We start from the raw sequence: 20,469 nt of genomic DNA, 5'->3' as shown, positions 1-20,469 counted from the left end.
GGCACGTATTCAGGGCTGGATGCGTGCTTTTATTGTGTGAAATTTAATATGAAAGGGAGATGTGAAATGGATCGTAGTAGAGTCGATGAGAAAATTTCTATGAAGGAAAATGATACCTTTAGGATTACAACATGTTTTAGCAATGTATGCAGGTGCCATTGCTGTTCCCCTTGTAATTGGCAATGCCATTGGTTTATCCGGTACTGAAATTGCAATTATTGTTGCAGCAGATTTATTTATCTGTGGTATTGCCACTTTTATCCAGTCATTTGGTTTGACAAAATATGTTGGTATCCGTTTGCCCGTCACATTAGGTGTAGCCTTTATGAGTGTTGGACCATTAATTGGAATAGCCAAGCAAGGAGGGATTCAGACTATGTTTGGATCTGTAATCGCTGCAGGTATATTCATGTTGTTGATTGCCCCACTCTTTGGCAAACTAATTAAGCTTTTGCCTAAAGTATTAATTGGTGCTATTGCAATTATTGTAGGAATAACACTTGTTCCTGTAGGTTTTAACAATATTGTAAATGGACATGAAGGTGGAGCAGAGCCTATATCTGTTCTTTTAGCTGTTATTGTAGTTGCCGTTGTTGTTGTTTTTAACAAATACTTTAAAGGTTTTCTACAAACATTATCAATACTTTTTGCTATTATTATGGGTGCTATAGTAGCGGCTTTTATAGGCTTAGTCGATTTTACTCCTGTAGCAGATGCGGCATGGTTTAGTATTGTTCAACCATTTTATTTTGGTCTGCCAAAGTTTGAATTTTCAAGTATCATAACAATGATTATTGTAGCCTTAGTTATTATGATTGAATCTTCAGGCATATTTATAGCAGTATCTGAAATTTGTTCTACAAAAGTTGATACGAAAGATGTTGTAAAGGGATTAAGAGCAGAGGGGATTGCTACAACCCTAGGTGGTATTTTTAATGCTTTCCCATATACTACATTTGCTCATAATATGGGATTATTGACAATGACAAAAGTAACATCAAGATTTGTAGTCAGTACAGCAGGTATTATTTTTATTATTTTAGGGCTTTTACCTAAATTTGCAGCCCTAGCAACTATTATTCCCAAACCTGTATTTGGAGGAGACATGGTTGTGATGTTTTCAATGGTTATTGTATCGGGTATTAATATGCTTAAAGATGTTGACTTAAACGATAATAAGAATACCCTTATTTTAGCGGTTGCAGTTGGCTTAGGTGATGGTTCATCAATTGTTCCAGGATTTTATAATCAATTCCCAGACTGGTTTATACAAATTTTTGGACATTCTGGAATTGTAATTGGAGCCCTATCAGGTATGTTATTAAATATTATACTTAATTTTAAAACTTTATTCGGAAGAGATTGCAATAAAGAACAGCCCACTAAAGAAACAGAAACTATCCAAAAAGATTAGTATAAAAAAGGATTAAACATTATTGTTTAATCCTTTTTTGTTGATTTTCAGATTATTTATTTTTAATATAATAGTAAGCTAAAAGGGTTTTGATATCCAGGAGGTTGCCTTGAGCAATTTCTTCCTCTAAGTCTTTATGACTAAACCATTTAATAGCTGTTACATCTAAATCATCTGTTATCGTTTTATCTGTTCCAGTATAATTAATTTTTGTGTAATAGAGATGGATTTTACTATTTGAAATACCCATTTCTGGCATAAAAGAAATTAAAAAATCCAGTTGATTTTCAGCAACTTCTAAGTTAGCTTCTTCTGATAATTCTTCAATAACAATAGCTTTTTCATCTAAACCTGCTTTATCCATAACCCCAGCAGGGATTTCCCATGTTTCTCTTAAAAGAGCTGGGCGAAATTGTTTCACTAATAAAATCCGCTCCTCTTTATCTTCCGCTAAAGCAGCAACTGCATCTTTTTTGACAAGAATTTCATAGCGTCTTTTATTTAAGAGTCGCTCTTTTAAAGTGAGCCAGCCCTTATAAATTATTTTATCTTTTATCATTTCCATTATAAAGTCTCCCAAACTAAGGTACCATTATCTTGAATAATATTGTTAACACTTTTAATAACTAGGGTAGCTTCATTTTCAAGAATTTCTTTGGTGCCGGTTCCTGTTAATACCCCAATTGTAGGGCCAGCCTGACTATTTTTGCCAAAAGTAATGTCTGTCATTGTATTACCTACAACAGCTACTTCATTTGGTTGGAACTTAAATTTTTCACAGAATACATTAATATAGTCTGGCGCTGGTTTTTTGGATTAATAATGCCATTATCTGCACCAATATAGCCAAAATAAGGTGCTAAGCCTGTTTTTTCAAGGAATACAGTAGCATTTTCTAAGGAGTCTGCTGTTGAAAGACCAATGGCAATTTTTTAGTGTTTTTAAAAGGTCTTCAACATGTTCAATAGCATGAAAGGGAGCCTCTTTAGCAATGGTATTAAAATAGAAGGTGGAAACAGTAATAAAGTCGTCTCTATTTAACCAGCCTAATTCTTTAAGCATATCATTGGCTACATTGGCATTAGTACCAGCTAATAGTGAGCTATCCATATGAATCATATCTGGCAATAACCCTATATTTTCTGATAGAGGTTTTCGAGAAGACTCAGGGAGATGATAGTGGGCCATTATTTGATTAATTACTTTAATTGCAATAGGTCTCCAGGTTTTCTCAAAAATAAGCAGGATACCATCTTTATCAAATAAAATCTCTTTAATTTCCATTTTTAAGCCTTTCCATTGCATACTAAAACATGAACCAATTTATGTTTTACAACTTCCTTAATTGCTGCTCTTGCAGGGGATAAGTATTTTCTTGGGTCAAAGTTACTCGTATCTTTTGCCAATGCTTCACGAATTTCTGCAGTCATTGCAAGACGTAAGTCTGAGTCGATATTAATTTTGCATACTGACATTTGAGCTGCTTTTCTAAGCATTTCTTCAGGAACGCCTTTAGCATTACCTAAGGTACCACCATATTGATTGATTTTTTCCACATAAGCTGGAATAACAGAAGAAGCACCATGTAATACAATTGGGTAATTTGGTAGACGTTTACCAATTTCTTCTAAAATATCAAAACGGAGTTTTGCTTCTCCTTTGAATTTATAGGCACCATGGCTTGTTCCAATTGCAATAGCTAGGGAATCAACTCCTGTTCTTTCCACAAATTCTTCTACTTCATCGGGGTGAGTATAGGTAGCATCTTCATCTGTAACTTTAATATCATCTTCAATACCAGCAAGACGACCTAGCTCTCCCTCCACTGTAACATTTTTATCTTTAGCATACTCTACAACACGGCGTGTAAGGGCAATGTTTTCTTCAAATGAAAGGTGAGAACCATCAATCATTACAGATGTAAATCCACCATCAATGCAGGATTTACAGAGCTCAAAAGAATCACCGTGATCTAAGTGTAGCGCAATTGGTAAGTTTATTTCAATTAGTGCTGCTTCAACTAATTTTACTAAATAAGTGTGATTTGCATATTTTCTGGCACCTGCAGATACTTGTATGATAAGTGGTGCATTTTCTTCTTTTGCAGCTTCCGTAATACCTTGGATAATCTCCATATTATTTACATTGAAAGCACCGATAGCATAGCCGCCAGCATAAGCTTTTTTAAACATTTCTCTTGTATTAACTAAAGGCATATTAAACACTCCTTTTGTGATTTTATTCTGTCCTAATTGTATCAAATTTGCTGTTTTATAGCAAAGGGAAGGAACCATTATCTATACTAGATAATGGTTCCTTTGGAAAGTAAAATGAAATGTGTGAATTTTATTATAAACAAAACTTAATGTTTGTTATTGTTTAAGTTTCTTCTTGAGTATAAGTATACAAGAATACTATAGAGAGAGTAAGAAGTACAGTCGAGTTTAGAATGTATTTTAGCGTAATCATAAAAAAGAAGTCATTACTTGGTGAAGGTGATGACTTCTTAGAGGAAGTAAAATGAAAAGTGGTTATTTATATTAACAAATTATATTAACAAAATTTGAGGTAATTTTTTATTGAACTGCTTTTTTAAGAAATGGTTTCTTGAAAAACAGTGTGTATTTATATTTAAAGGGAATGTATCTATTGAATAGTATTTGTAAAAAAGCGATTAAAAAGGGTAATTCTTTTTTCATGATTATCATCTCCTTTCATTATTTGCTAAGTATTAGTATACAGTCCTAAAGTGGAGTTACAATGAAGTAGGGGAGAGGATGGAATGTTTCTTTAAAATAATGAAGATAAAGAGATTATTTAAATACAAGGAAAATGGTTGGATATCCATTTGATTTAAGTTATAATATAAAGAGTATTATAAAAATCAATCTTATAGTTATGGAGTGAAGCCAATGTTAGATAAAAAAAATGAAGCCTCTTTAGAAAAATATTCTTCAGCAGTCAGTCTTTCTGATATGGAGATATTTATTTTCCCAGAACTAATGTTTTCTTTAGTTTTGGCCAATATTATGTCGCCAGTTGTTTGGAAGTGGAAAGAGGATCCATGGCTTGCTGGTATTGAAAAAATGAATACCAACAAAAAATTGCAACGAATTAAGCAATATATTATGAATAATTATGATTTTAACTTAGATTTAGATACTTGGGGATTAACAACAAAAGATAAAGAATTAAATCGTTTTAAAGACTTTGTTGATTTAGATACCTTATCTCAAAGTAATGCTTTGTTTGGCTATGAAGGTGATAAGTACTATTTTGATATGGATATTAGAAAGCATTTTGGTCTTGATAAATACACTACAGATACGATTCCTTATTGGAAAACGGAGACTGTTGAGTCTATGGGCTCCTTCTATAGAAGAGATGGTTATACAAAAGGTGCTGGTGAGTGTGTCTCTTTTTCAACACTTTATCATGCAGCCTTATTTATTGTAGGTGGTTTTCCATTAGAAGACATCTTTATGATTGCAACCCCTTTACATTCTCAAAACTTCTTGACAATAGGCACAGGTGTAATTACTAATAATAGAAGAATTGTAACTTACAATATGTGGTTTAATGGTACTGAAATTTCTATGAAAGCCCGCCGAGCAATTGAAAATGAGCAAATTACTTTTATTTCTAATAATGAGGGTTATATTCATCGAATTTATGATGAAGCTACAATGCCAAAGGAGACCTATAAAAGGTTTTCTGAAAAGCTAGAAGCTTATTTAGAGAGTGGAGTAGATTATGGCGCTATTGCAAGTTTCTTAAGAAATGCTAGCTTTAGGCAAGTCTGTTTTCAATTTGAACATCAAAAAGGTGGAAAGACTCTTTATATTGAAGCTGAAAAAGTATTTCCTTATGAACATGGAAGCCCCTATTTAATAGGTTCAAATACCCAGGGAAAGCTTTTAGATGAAATTGATTCAATGGAATATTACACGGAGCCTATTGAGGGTCGTGTTAGCCTAAAGGAAGTGGGAAAACTATTTGGTAAAAGTCATTTTACTATTGAAGAGTTTATGCAGCAACCCGAATTGCTTGAGCAATTGACTGAAAATACTTGTAGCCGAATAACAGGTTTACTAAAGGAACTCTTACTATTTTGTAAAACAACACCTAAACTACCAAGTGCCGATAAACAATGGGTTCAAACAGAACCTGTTGTTTTAGCTGGTTTAGAAACTAGAGAAGCAGTTATTAATTACTTAAAAGCAAAAAGAAATAGTAATGAAATGGCAGCATTAGCATTTATGGCCTATAGGGATATAAATAATGGCGATGCCCTACCATTTATGAAAGCCGCTATTGAAAGAAATCCTGTTACAGTTGAGGAGACTAATATACTTGAAATCTCAGAAGTTTATGAGCTTTTAATTGGAATGGATGAGGACTCAATTTACAGTGAAGATAGGTTGGCTCAACCTGATGAAGTTTGGAATTTTAAAACAGGTGATGGCTTGGAAAAGGCAATTGCTCTTTTCGATGTAGCATTTAATAGAGGACTTGAGTCTTCTATAGCAAAAGAAAAAGAAGCTGAATTTGTATTTGTTAATGTAGCAGGAAAAGAGTATTCATTTAAAAGTCAGAAGAAAGTAAGATTGGTTAAAGAAGACTATATTGAACTATTGAATGAGAAGTAGGTGGCAAATGAAAATTTTTTCTGTAGAGGATGCTATTGGGGAAAAAATTAGTCATGAGTTAACAGGTATTACTCCTGGCAGTGACACCAAAACTATTTTTCCTAAAGGCCATATTATTACAATTGATGATGTTGAAACATTAAAAAATATGGGGAAATATGAAATCTTTATTTTAGATGAAAACTCTTCTTTGATTCATGAAAATGAAGGTGCTCACTCTCTGGGTATTAGAGGGATAGGATCTCATTTAGCAGTTGGTGAACCAAAAGAAGGTAAAGTTTTTGTAACAGCAAAAAAAGATGGTTTATTAATTATTGATATTGAACGTTTAAAAACTATTAATTTAATTGATGGCTTAATGGTTTCTGCTAAAAGAAATTATTCTGCTGTAAAAAAAGGGGATAAAATTGCAGTTTTTGGGGTAACACCACTAGAAATTGAAGAATCTATTATAGATGAAGGATTAGTATTGCTCAGTCAACCTTTAGTTAGTATTAAACCTTTTCATCAAATGAAAATTGGTTTAATTACTACAGGGACTGAAATATATTCTGGGAGAATTAAAGATGCCTTCTATCCCTATGTTGATAGTAAAGTAAAGCCTTATGGTTCTCATATTGCAGAACAATTGATTCTGCCAGATAATAAAGAAGAAGTTAAAGATGCTCTTGATTCTTTTTTAAAGAATAAATTTGATATTATTTTATTAACTGGGGGGATGTCTGTAGATGCTAACGATATAACAAAAGAAGTTATTCTTGAAAGAGATGATATGGAGGTTATAGCTTATGGCTCACCAGTTCTTCCAGGCGCAATGTTTATGGTTGCATACCGCCAAGATACGCCTGTTATTGGCTTGCCTGCTGGTTTATTAAGAGGTGGCCCTTCTGTATTTGATATAGTATTACCCCTTCTATTAGCAAAAGAAAAAATTACCAAAGACTATATTGCTTCATTAGCCCACGGAGGCTTATTATAAAAAACAAAACAGTTTCAAGTGTAAAATCTTGAAACTGTTTTGCTATATTGTCATAAATAATATGTTAACATAAGACAAAAACACTGAAAATATGGTATAATTAAGGTAGGAATATTTTAATTGTGGGGAGAATTTATGTTAGAATTATATGGTGTTAAAATGAGTAACCAAGAGGATTATGATGATTTTAAAGCAGTTATTTCAAGTGCTGCTTTAGAAGGCTTTGTACCGACAACAGAATCTGTACAAATACTAGTGGATTTTTACCACGATAAAATTTCTATTGCTACTTTGATTGAGATGAAAAATGCTTTATAGTTATAAAGAAGATAAGATATATTTTGATAATGAAAAGCAAGTTATGAAAAATAAATTAGGAATTGAAGATCAGAAGCTTCTTATAGAAGTTGAACATAAAATTGCAATGAGGCATATGTTGAACTTAAGGAGAAGGAAAGTACCTTTTGTAAATTCTTCGAGAAGGCTTTTTGAAATTCATGAACAAATTTTTAGTGACGTTTATGAATGGGCAGGTAAGGTTAGACGTGTGGACTTGTCAAAGGGAGAAACTAATTTTTTGCCTTCAAGTGCTATTAACAATGCATTGTATTCTATAGACAAAAAATTGATGAACTACAGAGTAATATCAAGATGGATAAGCCTGAATTTATTAAAAAGCTGGCTTCTTTAGTATTAGATCTTAATCATATTCATCCTTTTCGAGAAGGAAATGGAAGAGCCTTAAGAGAACTGATACGGGAAATTGCAACTAACCATGGCTATAGCTTAAGATAGATTCTATGGCTGATGCGTATATGGAGGCTACAGTTAACGATAATCAAAAATTAATGGAAAGAGTCCTTGAAGAAGAGCTTGAAGCAGAAAAGTAAGAGTAATTTCAATTTAAAACAGTGGCATTTCTTGGAGCATTGACATTTTCATTTCACATACTTATAATGAAAGGAGCAATGGAAATATGTCAATAACTAAAGAAGAAAGCTATTAACAATTAAAGGAAGTGTCTTTATGTCCAGACCTATTATAAGAAGAAATGTTTGTTGCATGCCTAAAGCAAGACGGTTTGGGCCTCTCGATATTTCTACAGATGAAAATTTAAGGCAAATAATTACTGTTGATGAATATGAAACAATTCGATTAATTGATTTAGAAGGACTAATGCAACAAGAGTGTGCCAATCAAATGGGTATAGCCCGTACAACTGTTCAGAGAATTTATAATGATGCTAGAAAAAAAATTGCCAATGCTTTAGTTAATGGTATCCCATTATTTATTGAGGGTGGACAATATAGCCTTTGCGGTGGCAAAAAGAAATCATGTCGCTGTGGCGGATGCGAAAAACACCGTTTAAATATGAAGTAAGATTAAGAGGAGGATTTAATATGATTATTGCAATTCCTGTTGATGATTCAAAGAAAGGTAAAATAGCTTCTACCTTTGGTCGCACAACCAATTTCTTATTATATGATACTAAAACCAGTAAGAGAGACGGTAGAAAATGTTAAGCGTTCATCAGAAGGAGATATTGGTGTTTTATCAGCAAAGTTAATTGTAGATAATAAAGCGAATGTGTTATTAACGCCATTATGCAGGGAAAATTCAAGGTCAATATTTAATAAAGCAAATATTAAAATTTTTAAAACAGTCAGTGATTCAGTTGAAGAAAATTTGAGAGCTTTTTTTGATTGATAGTTTACCTGTTTATGAGGAAGAGTAAGTTATATTAATGTTAAAAAAAGTCATGGTCTACCATGACTTTTTTAGGTATTTTGTTGACTTTTTTTAATATTTAACTACAATAGACACATAAAGGGCATATATCAATAAAAATGCTCGTAAAGGAGTTGCTGGTTTTCATGTTTCCAGCAACTCCTTTTTAGAAATCATGATCTAAATTTTTACCTATCCAATTCCATAAAGTTTTGGGAATAGAGTTTGTTTTGTTAATATGAAAAATTGGTACTTCTTTAAATTGCTTTTTTAGGATAGCTTTTTTAGAACGGTGAATTTAATAAACAGCAAGGCAGTATGATTGAGATTACCTAGATTATTTTTCAACCAGTCTATTTCATCTATATTATTATGAATTAGTAAGAGTCTTTTGCTATCTTCAAAAAAAGAAGATAGGGGAGGCTTTTTTGCATCGATAATATGGAGGTGCTTTTTTGTATAAATTGTAATTAGATTATTAATCTGAGGTATAATTTTAATGTTTTTCTTTTGGAATGATGTGGTTGTGGAAGAATAAAGATGAATTTTATATTGTTTTTTTGCATAATAATCAGCAATATATTTTGCTATGGATAGGCTACTGATTTCATTTGAAAGGGTGTGGAGAATAAGTTTGTTTTGTGGATAATAAAAGTTTACAATATTTTCTTTAATCATAAAGTAGGGTAATGTTTTTTCTTCCTTGTAAAGAGTCACTTTTTTAAAGGCTTCTTTTTGTTGGTTAGAAAAATGAGTTGCAAAAAGACTAGGGAAGAGAGGGCTGTTAATATTTTCTGTATAGAAAATATTTGGGTTGAGATTATTTTTAAAGATAGGATTTTCACTAATCAGATAACAATAAGTAAAAGGCAGTAAGGGCGTAGATTCATTACTGTAGAGGAAAATTCCTTGTGCTGTTGCTGTTTTATCTAAAGTGTATGAATACCCAAGTAAGTTACAGCAGTTTATTAGAGGGGTAATTTTATTTTTTTGTCCAATAATTTTAATCATAGTCGTTAATCGACCTCCTTTATATTTCTATATAGAGAGGAAATGTAAAAGGAGTGTAAAAAAAGGAGATTGATATTAAAAGAAGTGAAAGAACTATAGGAGGTCAGAGGAAATGATTGAAATTGGCTTTTATTTAGGAGAAAATCTCTATCTTGTTGCAATTGGAGAAAGTTTTTTGATAGAGAATATTGATGGTGTAAGATTTTCATTAGTAGAGAATGAACTATTCTTTAAAAGAACATTTTTAGTTGTTTTAAAATCAGACAAGGAGGGATTGAACTTTGAAAAAATTATTTAATTAACTGATAGTGCTCATGAAGAAGGCATTTTTATATATCAAAAAAAGATAGTTTATTAAAGGCAATTCTTACGATAGCTAAATGGGATAACTGGAAAAGTGAAGGACTGTAAATTATGGGAGGTTTTTCTTTTGATTATCCAGGACCTGCAAGTTTTTTTAATTATTTTATCAGTAGTATTTTAGGAAACTTACGAAAAAATCTGTTTTCTTACTTTTAATCCATTTTTTCCACATGGAAAAGCATACCCCATTAATCAGAAAGGCGGTTTATCTAAACTACTTCATTATTTAGAATCCAATGAGAATATTGACCCTTCTCTATTATCCTATCACCATCACTATGGTTTTTATTACGTTGAAGGCCCTCTCAATTTTGCTGACTTAGATTTTTTTAAAGCCAGTCATATTACTATATTAAAGGAAGCTCTGGAAAAAATAGATTTTCAATACTTAGTATTGGATTTATAAAGTGTTAAAACTTCTATGTTTTATTTTAATCTATTTAAAAACATTTATTATATTAGCACTAAAACTATGGAAGAAGAGGATTGGGGATTTGAATACTTAAAAAATGGCATTGGAGGAAAGCATCTTGAATTAGTTTCATTAAATGAAGAATTGATTATTGAAGGACTGGATCAATTATTAGTTCAGGAAAGGAGTAAAACATATCATTTATGGAAAAAGAAATTAAGCAAAAAGTTTTAGAAATTATTGAAGGTAAAGTCCTTAATAATAGGGAAATTAGAGAACTTATTATTGAAGAAGTATTTACCTATAATGAAAAGTATTCTAGTTCTTTTAAGGAGAGAAATCAGCTTGTTGAGAGTATTTACAATAGCATTTGTAGTTATGATATTCTGACACCGCTTTTAAAAGATGATTCAATTAATGAAATAATGGTTAATGGGCATAGAGCAATTTTTTATGAGAAAGGAGGACTTTTATTTAAGTGTGAGAATACCTTTGAATCAGAAGAACGGATCTTGCATATTATTCAAAACATGGTGGGTAAGGTAAATCGTGTTGTTAATGAATCTACACCTATTGTGGATGCGAGGCTAAATGATGGCTCTAGAATCAATGTGGTTTTACCTCCAGCTTCCCTAGGAGGGGCCTATTCTTACTATTAGAAAATTTTCAAAAGAATTCTTAAAAGGTGACGATTTAGTTCGCTTTGGTTCTATAACGGAAGAAGTATTAGAATTATTAAAACATTTAGTTGCCTGTAAATATAATATTTTCATTAGCGGTGGCACTAGCTCAGGAAAAACTACATTTTTAAATTTATTAGCAACCTTTATATCTCCTAAGGAAAGGGTGATTACTATTGAAGATTCAGCAGAATTAAAATTAATGGGACTTGAAAACTTAATCTCAATGGAGGCAAGGAGCAATAATCTAGAGGGCAAAGGAGGAATTAGTATTGCTGATTTAATAAAAACATCTCTGCGGATGCGACCTGATAGAATTATTGTAGGAGAAAGCCAGAGGTGGAGAGGCATTCCATATGTTAACAGCTATGAATACAGGTCATGAGGGCTTCTTTGTCAACGGGGTCATGCTAACAAGTGCTAAGGATATGTTAATGAGGCTGATAACTATGATTTTAACAGGCAATGCCTTATCGGAGTCTGTGGCAGTTCCTCTAATTCGAAATACAATTGATATTGTAATTCATTTAGGTAGATGGGCCGGTAAACGAAAAGTTCTTTCAATTGCTGAGATAAGTAAACAGAGTAATAGGTTAACACTTCATAATTTGTATGAGCGAAACAGGGTAGGTGAATTAGTAAAAGTAGGTGCTTTAAGAGAGCGGGAAAAAATTAGCTTATATGGAGGGAGCGATGATCAAAAATATTTTAGTTAACATTATTAAGATAAACAGTAGGAAAGAGGGGCTGTTTTTTCTGTTTCTCAGTTGTGTTTTCTTTTTTTATTTTTATCTTTTAACTGAAGCCTTTGTATTTTCTTTATTTTGTAGCTTTTTCTCAAGGAGTTTGTGGGGTTTTTAGGGAGCATAAGAGAAAGAGGGCAGTAGAAAAATTCACATTAGAATTTCAGGATTTTCTTTATGTGTTCAGTAGTCATTTGGGAACAGGAAAATCTATGGAGAATAGTTTGAAGAGAAGTCTTCAAGATTTAGAAAATATTCATGGCGAGGATGGCTTGCTGAGCCCTTATTTAAAAAAGTGTCTTTATTATTATGGATTGGGCAAACCTATTGAAAGTGGCTTATTTGAATTAACTCAGTTATATCCTTTTGATTGGTTAGCAGGCTTTATTGATATGATTGGAATCGCACGCATTAAAGTAGGGGATTTCATTAATCTTATTAAAAAAACAAGTCAAATTATTAGTGATCGTATAGAAATTGAAGGTGAAATAGAAGTAGTATTGGCAAAACAAAACCTAGAGCTGAAGATACTACGAGGCATGCCATTTATTCTCTTATTAATTTTGAAAAATCTTTATCCTGAAATGATTGTATTTTTAACCAGCCAGTTTTCAGGTCAACTGTATTTTCTAATAGCCTTTAGTGTAACTGCCTTCATTTATCGGTATGAGTACATTCATATGAAAAGTATTATTAAAAAAAAGAAAAATTCATTTTTTAAAAGTATATCCTCAATTTCTAAATCATTTAAAAATATATTTGGGAGCTGGTGTAACATTAGAAAATAGTGCGTAAAAGTATTTTGAAGGCCAAATTACTGACTATTATTTATTAATACTTAAGGAAGCTCTTTTAAAAATTAAACAGGGCAAGAATAGGGAAAGAGTTTTTCTTGAAGTTGCTCAAGCTGTTAATGAAAAGGAGATGACCCATTTAATGAATTTTTTTATTGCTCAGCTTCAGTTTGGAACGGAAAGTATTACGTATTTAGATACTTTAATGGAAGACGCTTGGCGAATAAAGAAAGAAACTATAAAAAACAAGGTGAGGAAGCATCTGCTAAAATGGTTTTTCCTATGATGTGTATTTTTTTAGCAATTACTATTTTAACAGTAGGTCCAAGTCTGTTTATGATATTAGGAGAATAGAAAGGAGTCACTATTGTTAGTCAATAAATTTAAAAGTTTTTGCAGAAAGAACGAGGTATTGAAACCATTGAAGTGGTTATTATTTTATTAATAATTGCTGCTTTAGGTTTTGCTTTTCGATATATTTTAGTGGAATGGTATAATTTTTTAATTAAAGGAGCAGAAGAGCAGGTTATGAATGGTCAAAATAATGTGCCTCATGGACTTTAAAAGGGAACGAGGAAGCGCTACTATTGAAGGGGCTATTCTATTTCCTAGTTTATTTATATTCTTCTTTATAATAATAAAGCTATGTATTTTTTCTTTAGTCAATTTAATAGCGTTGATAGTAGCTCATTTACTTTAAGAGAAACTAGTCATCGCTGGTATGAAGAAAAGACTTTGTATGAGGATCTTTTTTCTGATTTTGATTTTATGGATGTAACTAAGGGGGAAAAAGTAAAAGCAGAAGAATATTTTAAAAATAGAAGTGCGCCAACATTAGACAGTATTAGACAGTGTTTTAAAGCGTGATTTTAGATTTAATAATTATGGCATTTGGAAAACATTGAGCTTAAAATTAGAGGGAGAAAGCACGCATTCTTTTAAGCATGAGTTTTCTTATCCTATTTTTACGGGGACTGGCTTAATTCGCGGAACAGATACTGGCAGAGTAGTATTATTGATGATTGTTTAGAGTTACTTGGCAATCAGAATAAGGCAAAAGAAGGTGAAGATAAACTAGTTTATGTTGTAGATGCTCAAGAAAAAGCATACGATTATAAGCAGGTTTATAATTTGGACAGTAATTGTTTTTATTTGAAAAATGGCTATAAAGAATCTTGGCGAAAGAAAACAGCCAGAGAAAAGGGATTTAGGCCTTGTCGTATTTGTTTGGGTCAGATAACAGGACTAGACGAATAGGGGGAAAATAGGGTACAATATGACTAGGAGGCGATTAATAGAATGTATAGAAAAGGCATGATAGTGACGATGAAGAAAAAACATCCCTGTGGTTGCAATGAATGGAAAATCCTTCGAGAAGGAATTGATTTTAGAATTGAGTGTACTCAATGCAAGCATTCTGTTATGTTATCCCGCCAGAAATTTGAAAAAAGTGTGAAAAAAATACTTAGGAATAAGGAGTGAAAGTATGCTTAATAAAGTTATTTTAATCGGTCGTTTAGTCAGAGATCCAGAATTGCGTTATACACCAAATGGTAAAGCGGTTGCAAACTTTACATTGGCTGTTGACAGAGGGTTTAAAGATAAAGAAACAGGTGAAAGCCAAGCAGACTTTATCAGAATTGTCACTTGGGATAAACAAGCAGAGTTATGTGCAAATAATTTGGCTAAAGGCAGATTAGTTGCAGTAGAAGGCAGTATCCGTACTGGCAGTTATGAAAAAGATGGACAAAAAGTATATACTACAGATATTCAAGCAACTCGAGTTGTATTCTTAGACTGGGGAGATAAAGGCGTAGGTGGTGGAGGAAACAATAATGCTTCAACAACTAGTGATCCATTTACACCTCAGAACCTAGAAGATGACGATATTCCGTTTTAGAGAGTAGTAGTAATTTAAAGTCTGTTTCAATATATTTGAAACAGACTTTTGTTTAGAATTAAATAGTAATGAGGAGGATAAAATGAAATTACTTATATTAAATGGAAGTCCAAGAATGAAAGGGACTACTAAAAGAGCCTTAAGTTTATTGGAAGAAAGTATTAGTTTAAATAAGAATGATGCGGAAATTGATTTTTATGATATATCAAAAATGAAGTTAAGCGCCTGTCATAATTGTGATGGCTGTAGAAGAAATGGCGGAACTTGTGTTGTGGCAGATGACGGTATTTTCTTACAAGAGAAAATATTTGAAGCAGATACACTTATTCTGGGTTCCCCTGTGTATTGGTGGGGTATTACAGCTCAACTAAAAATGGTTATTGATAAATTCTATTCTAAAGAAGAAATCTACTTTAATAAGAAAATGGTAAAGAATATTGGTTTAATTACGGTAGGGGCAAGTGAAGTAGATAATCCTCAGTATCGGATAATTAGAGAGCAGTTTGAGTGCATCTGTAGGTTCTTAAATTGGAATTTAATGTTCAGTAAAGATATTGCTACTCGAGATAAGGTTGATATAATGGAAAATGATATTTTAATGGCTGAAATTAAAGACTTGTGGAAAGTTATTTAGCTATTAAAAAGAACCTATAAACATCTAGTTTATAGGTTCTTTTTTGGCGGGAGCGGGTAGGAATCGAACCTACCAGGGATGGGGCCGCCACCCCCACAGCGGATTTGAAGTCCGTGGAGCCCACCAGAGCTAATCCGCCTCCACATAGCCTAGTATATTCTAGCATTTATTTATGAAAAAATAAAGACTTTTAAAGATAACTATCTTTTAGAATACTTGCGGTATATGCTATACTGACTAATGTAAGTTAATAGAAAGTGGGAAAAAGAATGAAAAAAATTTCAATTAAGAATATGGCGGTTTTTGGAACACTAATAGCTTTAATCGTAGTATCAATTATGATACTACGATTTCCCATACCTTTTCCACCAGGAGCCTATATTCATTTGGGAGATGCTTTTATATATTTAGGAGCTATTTTAGGTCCTTTGGGAGGATTTTTAGTAGGGGGATTGGAACAGCAATTGCTGATTTAGTTGTTGGTGCTGCTCGTTATAGTATTGCCAGTTTAATTATTCATAGTTTGCAAAGCTTATTGTTTGCTTATTTATATAGCAGAAAATTAAGTAAAGGTACTGCCTTTCAATTTTTCTTAGGAGCTTTTATTGTTGGGTTAATTACCGTAGTTCCTGGATATTACCTTTTTGAAGCTGTTTTATATGGTAGCTTAATAACACCTTTAATTGGCTTATTGACCAATAGTATTCAGGTATTTGCAAGCAGTCTTGTTGCCACCATTATTTTAAAACCATTTAAGCTATTGGCAAAATAAATTTAAGGGATAAATAAAGAGATTTTTTCTTTTATTACCTCGACAGTAAGTGGAAGACTTATGCCTTTATCACCATCAAATACAATTGGCACATCAGTAGCGCCTTCTAAATGAAAGGATTCTCCTTGAAAATGAGTCACATACTTACTTTCAGTGAATTGACCAGCCATTATGTTGAATAGAATTGCTGGTAATTCAAAGTAGGAACAAACTTTTATTAGGAAGAGATCTAGTTTTCCATCATTTAGGGAAGCATCGTGTATTATGTTTTTAAATCCTGCTATTTGAGTGCCAGTACTAAAAGCAAACATAAGCACATCTTTTTCAATAACTTGACCATCGATTGTTGCTTTAAGGCTAAATGGTTTAAAACTAGAAAATTGAGTAGCTGTTTTAAAATAATAAGCAAATTGCTTTAAGTTTTTTTTAGCAGCAGTCGGTGTCTTATAGGACATTTCTGTAAAATAGCCTCCTGCCAGACTACTGAAAAAATAGTGAGAATTATTGACTCTGCCTATATCGATAGGTAGAGTTTTGTTTTTTAAAGGAATCATACTGGCTTTTTTAATGTTTTTAGGTAAACCTAAACTATTGGCTAGGTCATTACAAGTGCCAGCTGGCAGAATGCCAATAGGAACAAATATTTCAATTCTAAGAAGAAATGAAATAATGGAGTTAATTGAACCATCTCCACCAGAGATAATGATTTTTGCATAATTATTGTTTTTTAATAAAGGTAAAATGTCTTCTTTTGAAGATATATTTAAACAAAAAGGAATCATTAAGAATCCTTTTTTTTGATAGGCTAACACCATTTGAGGGAGAACGCTTTCAATTTTATTTGATCCAGCTTCTCTATTATAAATAAGCATGACATTTTTGTAATCCATGACCAAGACCCTCCTTGTATAGCTGCCATTATATCATATTTTATATTCAAAGTCTTTATATCTCTTTTCATATTTGATATAATCAACATATGTTTGAAAAGATGAATGAAACAAAAAAAATTATTAAAATTAGTTTAGTTTTCATTATTCTTTTTATTGCTATGGGTATCTTTGGGGGAAACCAGCTTCAGGCCTCAATAAGTAAAGGAGAGTTTGGGTCTTTAAGCAGTGGTAAATACTGTATAGTTTATAGCAATATTAGAAATTATGATGCCTATGGTATCGTTTTTGGTGAAAATGGAAAACAAGTTGAAAAACTTTTTTTGACTCAAGGCATGTCGGATAAAGGTTATTTATCCAAATTTGAAAAAAATATTCTCTTGAGCAATCCAGAACAAAAAAATAATACTTTGATTACTCAACAAGGTAAAATTGAGAGTTTTGATATGGGAAGAACTTCTTTATTGGAAAACTCTAAAGCTGGCTACACATCAATTTCAGGTGATTATGCAATATTGATTACAAATAATATTGATAAGGATTTTTATAAGGAAGAATCTATTGAGTCGGAAGAATTAAAAGTCTCTGTTAAAAAGGGAACAGATGGTGAAACTAGAGATTATGTAACAAAGGGTCAGTGGATTGACAGCGGTTTTATTTATGATAATGTCCTTTACTTAATTGTAGGAAAAAATCTCAAGGATAATCAATATGTAATCGAAGGTTTTGATTTAAATACAGGAGAAAAAATTAATGAAGCTATTATGCCAATTGAAGGTAAAAATGAGCCTTCACCTAAACGTTTAGCAATTAAAGATAATATTTTATCTTTAGCCTATAATAATAAAGATATTGAAACAGTATTGTTTTATAATTTAACGACTATGTCAGAAATAAAGAAAGAAAATATAGTGGCAGATGAGATTTTTAATAGAGTTGCAGTAGATGATTTGAATTTTCACATTAGTACCATAATGAAAAACAATAAACATTCAATTACTGGAAAAGATTATCAATATGATCAAAATCTAGTAATTACAAAAACTATTGATATTGTTCCTAATACTGTTGAGAAAAAAGAATATCAATTAAAAGATGTTTTAATTGAAAAAGGTAAAATGTATGCTTTTCATCAGGCCTATGAACAAAAAACTAAAAACGAAGAGGCTAGAGAAAACTTTTTAAATGAAATATTTATTATTATTGGAAGCATTTTAGGTGCCTATGAAGGTCCGGAGAATACGAGTGTTGTTTGTGTGTATGATATTAGTACGGGAGCACAACTTGAAAAAACCACATTGGAAATTAATGATTCGAGATTACAAAATGGAGTGATGATTCCATTTTTGTTAGAAAATAATAAGGAGTCAGACAAATGGTAAAAAGTTATTATATAGACTACAAAGGGAATAAAGAAGTTGTTTTAAGAGCTGTTGATGAAATTCAACGATTGCCGGATGTATTAAAAGCCAGTTATAGCAGTTTCCAAGGAAAGATTAAAGTATCTTATGATAAGGATGCTGATGAACTATTTATTGAAAGAGAAATAGCAACAATTCTTTTAAATGGCCAGGAACCAATTAAAATAGTGGATAAAGAAGGTATTAAAACTGAAAAAGCTAACCGTTTGAATCTAATACTATGTGGTATTGGTTTGATTTTCTATGTATTAACTTATTATTTTGTACCAGCAGCCTTTCAATGGATTGGCTACTTATTTGGATTAATTTTAAGTGGTAAAGTATTAATTAGAAAAGTATATATTGGTATTTTTAAAAAGAAGCATTTAGATGAGAATTTACTAATATTTTTAGCTGTTGTTGGAGCCTTTGCCCTTAGCTATTATATTGAGGCAATGTTAGTTATGTTGCTTTATTTAGCGGCTGATTTTCTAAGCTGGAAAGCGGCCTTAATTACTGAAAGAGATGTATCAGAAACATTGCATAAAGAAGCTACCACTGCTTATAAAGTGACTAACTCATTGGTTTTTCCAATACCGTTAAAAGAAATTCAAGTTGGGGATACTATCTTAATTAGACCTGGTGAAGTTATTCCTTTAGATGGCATGATTGTTGAAGGGGAGTCTAATGTTGATATGAGTCCTGTTTCCAATGAAAGTTATTTTATGTTTGCTGAACCAGGTAGTTCAGTGGAAAGCGGTGGCATTAATACTGAAAAACCATTACATATTGCTGTGACAAAACCTTATAATGAAGGAACTGTTAATACATTGATTTTAAAAATCAAAGAAGCTATGGCTAAAAAATCTGTGTTTTCTAAAACTATTGAGAAAATTGGTAGATGGTATTTAATCATAATTGCTATTTTAGCATTGCTTGTTGTATTTTTAGGGCCATTAATTACAGGTATGCCATTTTTAGATAAATCTTTTATTTATAAAGGACTGGTTATTTTAGCAGTTTCTTGCCCGTGGGCTATGCTGCTTTCAACACCAATTGCTTATAATTATGCTTTAGGCTTAGGTAAGAAAATAGGTTTAATTATTAAAGAAGTTGGATCCATTGATGCCTTAGGAAAAATTAAAACACTATTTTTTACGAAAACAGGAATTTTAACAACAGGTGTATATAAAGTTGAGAATGTGATTCCATACAAAAACACTAAAGAAGATGATCTTTTATCATATGCAGCAGTAGGAGAGTACAGATCCAATCATCCTATTGGCCAAGCCATTGAAGAAGCTTTTGAAGCTGGTGATGGAAAGGTTGATGAAAATTTATTAACAGAATATACAGAAGAAAGAGGAAAAGGAACAGTAGCTGTTTATGATAATAAAGTTATTTTAACAGGAAGTGAATCTTTTCTATATGATAATGATATTGATGTTTATTTAGATGAAGAGGGCTCTTTGACCCATGTTGCAGTTGACGGGGAGTATGTCGGCGCTATTCAATTAAGTGAAGAGGTAAAAGAAGAAGGAGCTCAAGTAATCGAAAACTTAAAAAAACTAAAGGTGAATCGTGTTGCTGTTTTAACAGGAGAGACGCCTATGGGTGCTCGTTCAGCTTTAGCAGATTTAAAAGTCAGAAATATTTATGGCGATTTAAATATTGAGGAGAAAGTTGAAAAAGTTAGAAAAGAACAGATTCGTTTAAAAGGTAAAACAGTAGGATTTATTGGAGATACCATTAGTGATGGACCCGTAATGGTAGCCTCTGATGTAAGCTTTGCCTATTTAAGAGGGAGTTTAGATAAAGTAACCAGTATTGCTGATGTAGTATTGCTTCAAGAGGATTTAAATTTAGTTTATGAAAGTGTTTCATTAGGAAAAAGAACATATTCTGTGATTAAACAAAATATTGTAATTAGCTTAATCACAAAAGTTGTGATTATTTTAACTGCAATGTTTGCTTATGTTGGAACAGGTGTCATGTTGATAGCAATTTTAATTGATTTGGCTATTTCTTTATTAACTATTTTAAATTGCTTTAGAATATCACAAAGTGTTAGAAGTTTCTTCACTAAAAAGGGAGAGTAAA

The 20,469-nt window shown here is 31.9% G+C and carries 28 protein-coding genes, 1 tRNA gene and 2 pseudogenes; 24 read left to right on the top strand and 7 right to left on the bottom strand.

The features are described from left to right. The first annotated feature begins 109 nt into the window (after positions 1-109). Positions 110-1,414, top strand: a complete 1,305-nt coding sequence (locus AZF37_RS08655; protein WP_088370432.1) for a nucleobase:cation symporter-2 family protein — start codon at positions 110-112, stop codon at positions 1,412-1,414. Between the two features lie 52 nt (positions 1,415-1,466). On the opposite strand, the gene AZF37_RS08650 is transcribed toward AZF37_RS08655, so the two are convergent. The 4 genes and pseudogenes from AZF37_RS08650 to fba all read right to left on the bottom strand — a co-directional run bounded on the left by AZF37_RS08650 (position 1,467) and on the right by fba (position 3,630). Next, positions 1,467-1,979, bottom strand: a complete 513-nt coding sequence (locus AZF37_RS08650) for an NUDIX hydrolase (RefSeq protein ID WP_088370431.1) — start codon at positions 1,977-1,979, stop codon at positions 1,467-1,469. Beyond that, positions 1,979-2,215 (bottom strand): annotated as a pseudogene (locus tag AZF37_RS08645) (HAD family hydrolase); the annotation flags it as partial. The pseudogene AZF37_RS08645 and the gene AZF37_RS08650, both read right to left, overlap by 1 nt. Positions 2,216-2,287: 72 nt before the next feature. Continuing rightward, positions 2,288-2,719 (bottom strand): HAD family hydrolase, encoded by a 432-nt coding sequence (locus AZF37_RS08640; protein WP_088370429.1) that lies wholly within the window; start codon positions 2,717-2,719, stop codon positions 2,288-2,290. Next, positions 2,701-3,630: a class II fructose-1,6-bisphosphate aldolase gene (fba, locus tag AZF37_RS08635; RefSeq protein ID WP_088370691.1), complete on the bottom strand. Its 930-nt coding sequence runs from the start codon at positions 3,628-3,630 to the stop codon at positions 2,701-2,703. Before fba ends, AZF37_RS08640 begins: the two co-directional genes overlap by 19 nt. 696 nt (positions 3,631-4,326) lie before the next feature. Here fba and AZF37_RS08630 point away from each other — a divergent pair. The 8 genes from AZF37_RS08630 (at position 4,327) to AZF37_RS08600 (ending at position 8,749) form a co-directional block, all read left to right on the top strand. After that, positions 4,327-6,063, top strand: coding sequence for a hypothetical protein (locus AZF37_RS08630; RefSeq protein WP_088370428.1), 1,737 nt, complete (start codon positions 4,327-4,329; stop codon positions 6,061-6,063). 7 nt (positions 6,064-6,070) lie between these two features. After that, positions 6,071-7,042, top strand: coding sequence for a molybdopterin-binding protein (locus AZF37_RS08625; protein WP_162474038.1), 972 nt, complete (start codon positions 6,071-6,073; stop codon positions 7,040-7,042). A 135-nt stretch (positions 7,043-7,177) separates the two neighbouring features. Further along, positions 7,178-7,360, top strand: coding sequence for a hypothetical protein (locus AZF37_RS08620; RefSeq protein WP_088370426.1), 183 nt, complete (start codon positions 7,178-7,180; stop codon positions 7,358-7,360). A 43-nt stretch (positions 7,361-7,403) separates the two neighbouring features. Next, complete coding sequence (locus AZF37_RS08615) at positions 7,404-7,733, top strand: hypothetical protein (protein WP_162474037.1); 330 nt, start codon at positions 7,404-7,406, stop codon at positions 7,731-7,733. Next, positions 7,694-7,837: a Fic family protein gene (locus AZF37_RS13485; RefSeq protein ID WP_088370424.1), complete on the top strand. Its 144-nt coding sequence runs from the start codon at positions 7,694-7,696 to the stop codon at positions 7,835-7,837. Before AZF37_RS08615 ends, AZF37_RS13485 begins: the two co-directional genes overlap by 40 nt. Positions 7,838-8,068: 231 nt before the next feature. Then, positions 8,069-8,422 (top strand): DUF134 domain-containing protein, encoded by a 354-nt coding sequence (locus AZF37_RS08605; RefSeq protein WP_088370423.1) that lies wholly within the window; start codon positions 8,069-8,071, stop codon positions 8,420-8,422. A 20-nt stretch (positions 8,423-8,442) separates the two neighbouring features. Then, positions 8,443-8,565, top strand: a complete 123-nt coding sequence (locus tag AZF37_RS12525) for a NifB/NifX family molybdenum-iron cluster-binding protein (protein ID WP_281178866.1) — start codon at positions 8,443-8,445, stop codon at positions 8,563-8,565. Continuing rightward, positions 8,525-8,749, top strand: coding sequence for a NifB/NifX family molybdenum-iron cluster-binding protein (locus AZF37_RS08600; RefSeq protein WP_162474036.1), 225 nt, complete (start codon positions 8,525-8,527; stop codon positions 8,747-8,749). The genes AZF37_RS12525 and AZF37_RS08600 overlap by 41 nt, the downstream gene beginning before the upstream one ends. Before the next feature lie 291 nt (positions 8,750-9,040). Here the strand turns inward: AZF37_RS08600 and AZF37_RS08595 are convergent, their stop codons facing one another. Next, positions 9,041-9,781 carry a hypothetical protein gene (locus AZF37_RS08595; RefSeq protein ID WP_088370421.1) on the bottom strand — a complete coding sequence of 247 codons (741 nt, stop codon included), beginning with the start codon at positions 9,779-9,781 and terminating at the stop codon, positions 9,041-9,043. 112 nt (positions 9,782-9,893) lie between these two features. Between AZF37_RS08595 and AZF37_RS08590 the strand changes: the two genes are divergently transcribed. The 12 genes from AZF37_RS08590 to AZF37_RS08560 all read left to right on the top strand — a co-directional run bounded on the left by AZF37_RS08590 (position 9,894) and on the right by AZF37_RS08560 (position 15,307). Continuing rightward, positions 9,894-10,079, top strand: a complete 186-nt coding sequence (locus tag AZF37_RS08590; protein WP_088370420.1) for a hypothetical protein — start codon at positions 9,894-9,896, stop codon at positions 10,077-10,079. Between the two features lie 486 nt (positions 10,080-10,565). Beyond that, positions 10,566-10,790: a hypothetical protein gene (locus AZF37_RS08585; RefSeq protein ID WP_088370419.1), complete on the top strand. Its 225-nt coding sequence runs from the start codon at positions 10,566-10,568 to the stop codon at positions 10,788-10,790. Then, positions 10,760-11,215 (top strand): Flp pilus assembly complex ATPase component TadA, encoded by a 456-nt coding sequence (locus tag AZF37_RS10745; protein WP_162474035.1) that lies wholly within the window; start codon positions 10,760-10,762, stop codon positions 11,213-11,215. The genes AZF37_RS08585 and AZF37_RS10745 overlap by 31 nt, the downstream gene beginning before the upstream one ends. Further along, on the top strand, positions 11,202-11,621 hold the full coding sequence (locus tag AZF37_RS10740) for an ATPase, T2SS/T4P/T4SS family (protein ID WP_162474088.1): 420 nt from the start codon (positions 11,202-11,204) through the stop codon (positions 11,619-11,621). Before AZF37_RS10745 ends, AZF37_RS10740 begins: the two co-directional genes overlap by 14 nt. After that, positions 11,593-11,952: a P-loop NTPase family protein gene (locus AZF37_RS10735; protein WP_162474034.1), complete on the top strand. Its 360-nt coding sequence runs from the start codon at positions 11,593-11,595 to the stop codon at positions 11,950-11,952. Before AZF37_RS10740 ends, AZF37_RS10735 begins: the two co-directional genes overlap by 29 nt. A gap of 239 nt (positions 11,953-12,191) precedes the next feature. Further along, on the top strand, positions 12,192-12,767 hold the full coding sequence (locus AZF37_RS08575; RefSeq protein ID WP_162474033.1) for a type II secretion system F family protein: 576 nt from the start codon (positions 12,192-12,194) through the stop codon (positions 12,765-12,767). A 222-nt stretch (positions 12,768-12,989) separates the two neighbouring features. Beyond that, positions 12,990-13,127, top strand: a complete 138-nt coding sequence (locus AZF37_RS10730) for a hypothetical protein (protein WP_162474032.1) — start codon at positions 12,990-12,992, stop codon at positions 13,125-13,127. 39 nt (positions 13,128-13,166) lie between these two features. Further along, positions 13,167-13,337, top strand: a complete 171-nt coding sequence (locus AZF37_RS10725; protein ID WP_162474031.1) for a hypothetical protein — start codon at positions 13,167-13,169, stop codon at positions 13,335-13,337. Between the two features lie 81 nt (positions 13,338-13,418). Beyond that, positions 13,419-13,640, top strand: a complete 222-nt coding sequence (locus AZF37_RS10720) for a hypothetical protein (protein WP_162474030.1) — start codon at positions 13,419-13,421, stop codon at positions 13,638-13,640. Positions 13,641-14,072: 432 nt separating this feature from the next. Next, positions 14,073-14,255: a DUF951 domain-containing protein gene (locus tag AZF37_RS08570; protein ID WP_088370417.1), complete on the top strand. Its 183-nt coding sequence runs from the start codon at positions 14,073-14,075 to the stop codon at positions 14,253-14,255. A 4-nt stretch (positions 14,256-14,259) separates the two neighbouring features. Next, positions 14,260-14,673, top strand: a complete 414-nt coding sequence (locus AZF37_RS08565) for a single-stranded DNA-binding protein (RefSeq protein WP_088370416.1) — start codon at positions 14,260-14,262, stop codon at positions 14,671-14,673. An 82-nt stretch (positions 14,674-14,755) separates the two neighbouring features. Next, entirely contained in the window at positions 14,756-15,307 is a 552-nt protein-coding gene (locus AZF37_RS08560) for a flavodoxin family protein (protein WP_088370415.1), read from the top strand. Between the two features lie 44 nt (positions 15,308-15,351). Here the strand turns inward: AZF37_RS08560 and AZF37_RS10715 are convergent. Beyond that, positions 15,352-15,449 (bottom strand) — tRNA-Sec (locus tag AZF37_RS10715). A gap of 127 nt (positions 15,450-15,576) precedes the next feature. Here AZF37_RS10715 and AZF37_RS11905 point away from each other — a divergent pair. Further along, positions 15,577-16,079 (top strand): annotated as a pseudogene (locus AZF37_RS11905) (ECF transporter S component). 2 nt (positions 16,080-16,081) lie between these two features. On the opposite strand, the gene AZF37_RS08550 reads toward AZF37_RS11905, so the two are convergent. Beyond that, positions 16,082-16,969, bottom strand: a complete 888-nt coding sequence (locus tag AZF37_RS08550; RefSeq protein ID WP_088370413.1) for a diacylglycerol/lipid kinase family protein — start codon at positions 16,967-16,969, stop codon at positions 16,082-16,084. Between the two features lie 101 nt (positions 16,970-17,070). On the opposite strand from AZF37_RS08550, the gene AZF37_RS08545 reads away from it, so the two are divergent. Both AZF37_RS08545 and AZF37_RS08540 read left to right on the top strand, forming a co-directional pair. Continuing rightward, positions 17,071-18,351: a hypothetical protein gene (locus AZF37_RS08545; protein ID WP_162474029.1), complete on the top strand. Its 1,281-nt coding sequence runs from the start codon at positions 17,071-17,073 to the stop codon at positions 18,349-18,351. After that, positions 18,345-20,468 carry a heavy metal translocating P-type ATPase gene (locus tag AZF37_RS08540; protein WP_088370411.1) on the top strand — a complete coding sequence of 708 codons (2,124 nt, stop codon included), beginning with the start codon at positions 18,345-18,347 and terminating at the stop codon, positions 20,466-20,468. The genes AZF37_RS08545 and AZF37_RS08540 overlap by 7 nt, the downstream gene beginning before the upstream one ends. Position 20,469 lies beyond the last annotated feature (1 nt).

The organism is endosymbiont 'TC1' of Trimyema compressum, assembly GCF_001584725.1.
Lineage (GTDB): Bacteria > Bacillota > TC1 > TC1 > TC1 > TC1.
This window is presented reverse-complemented; position numbering and strand designations above follow the sequence as displayed.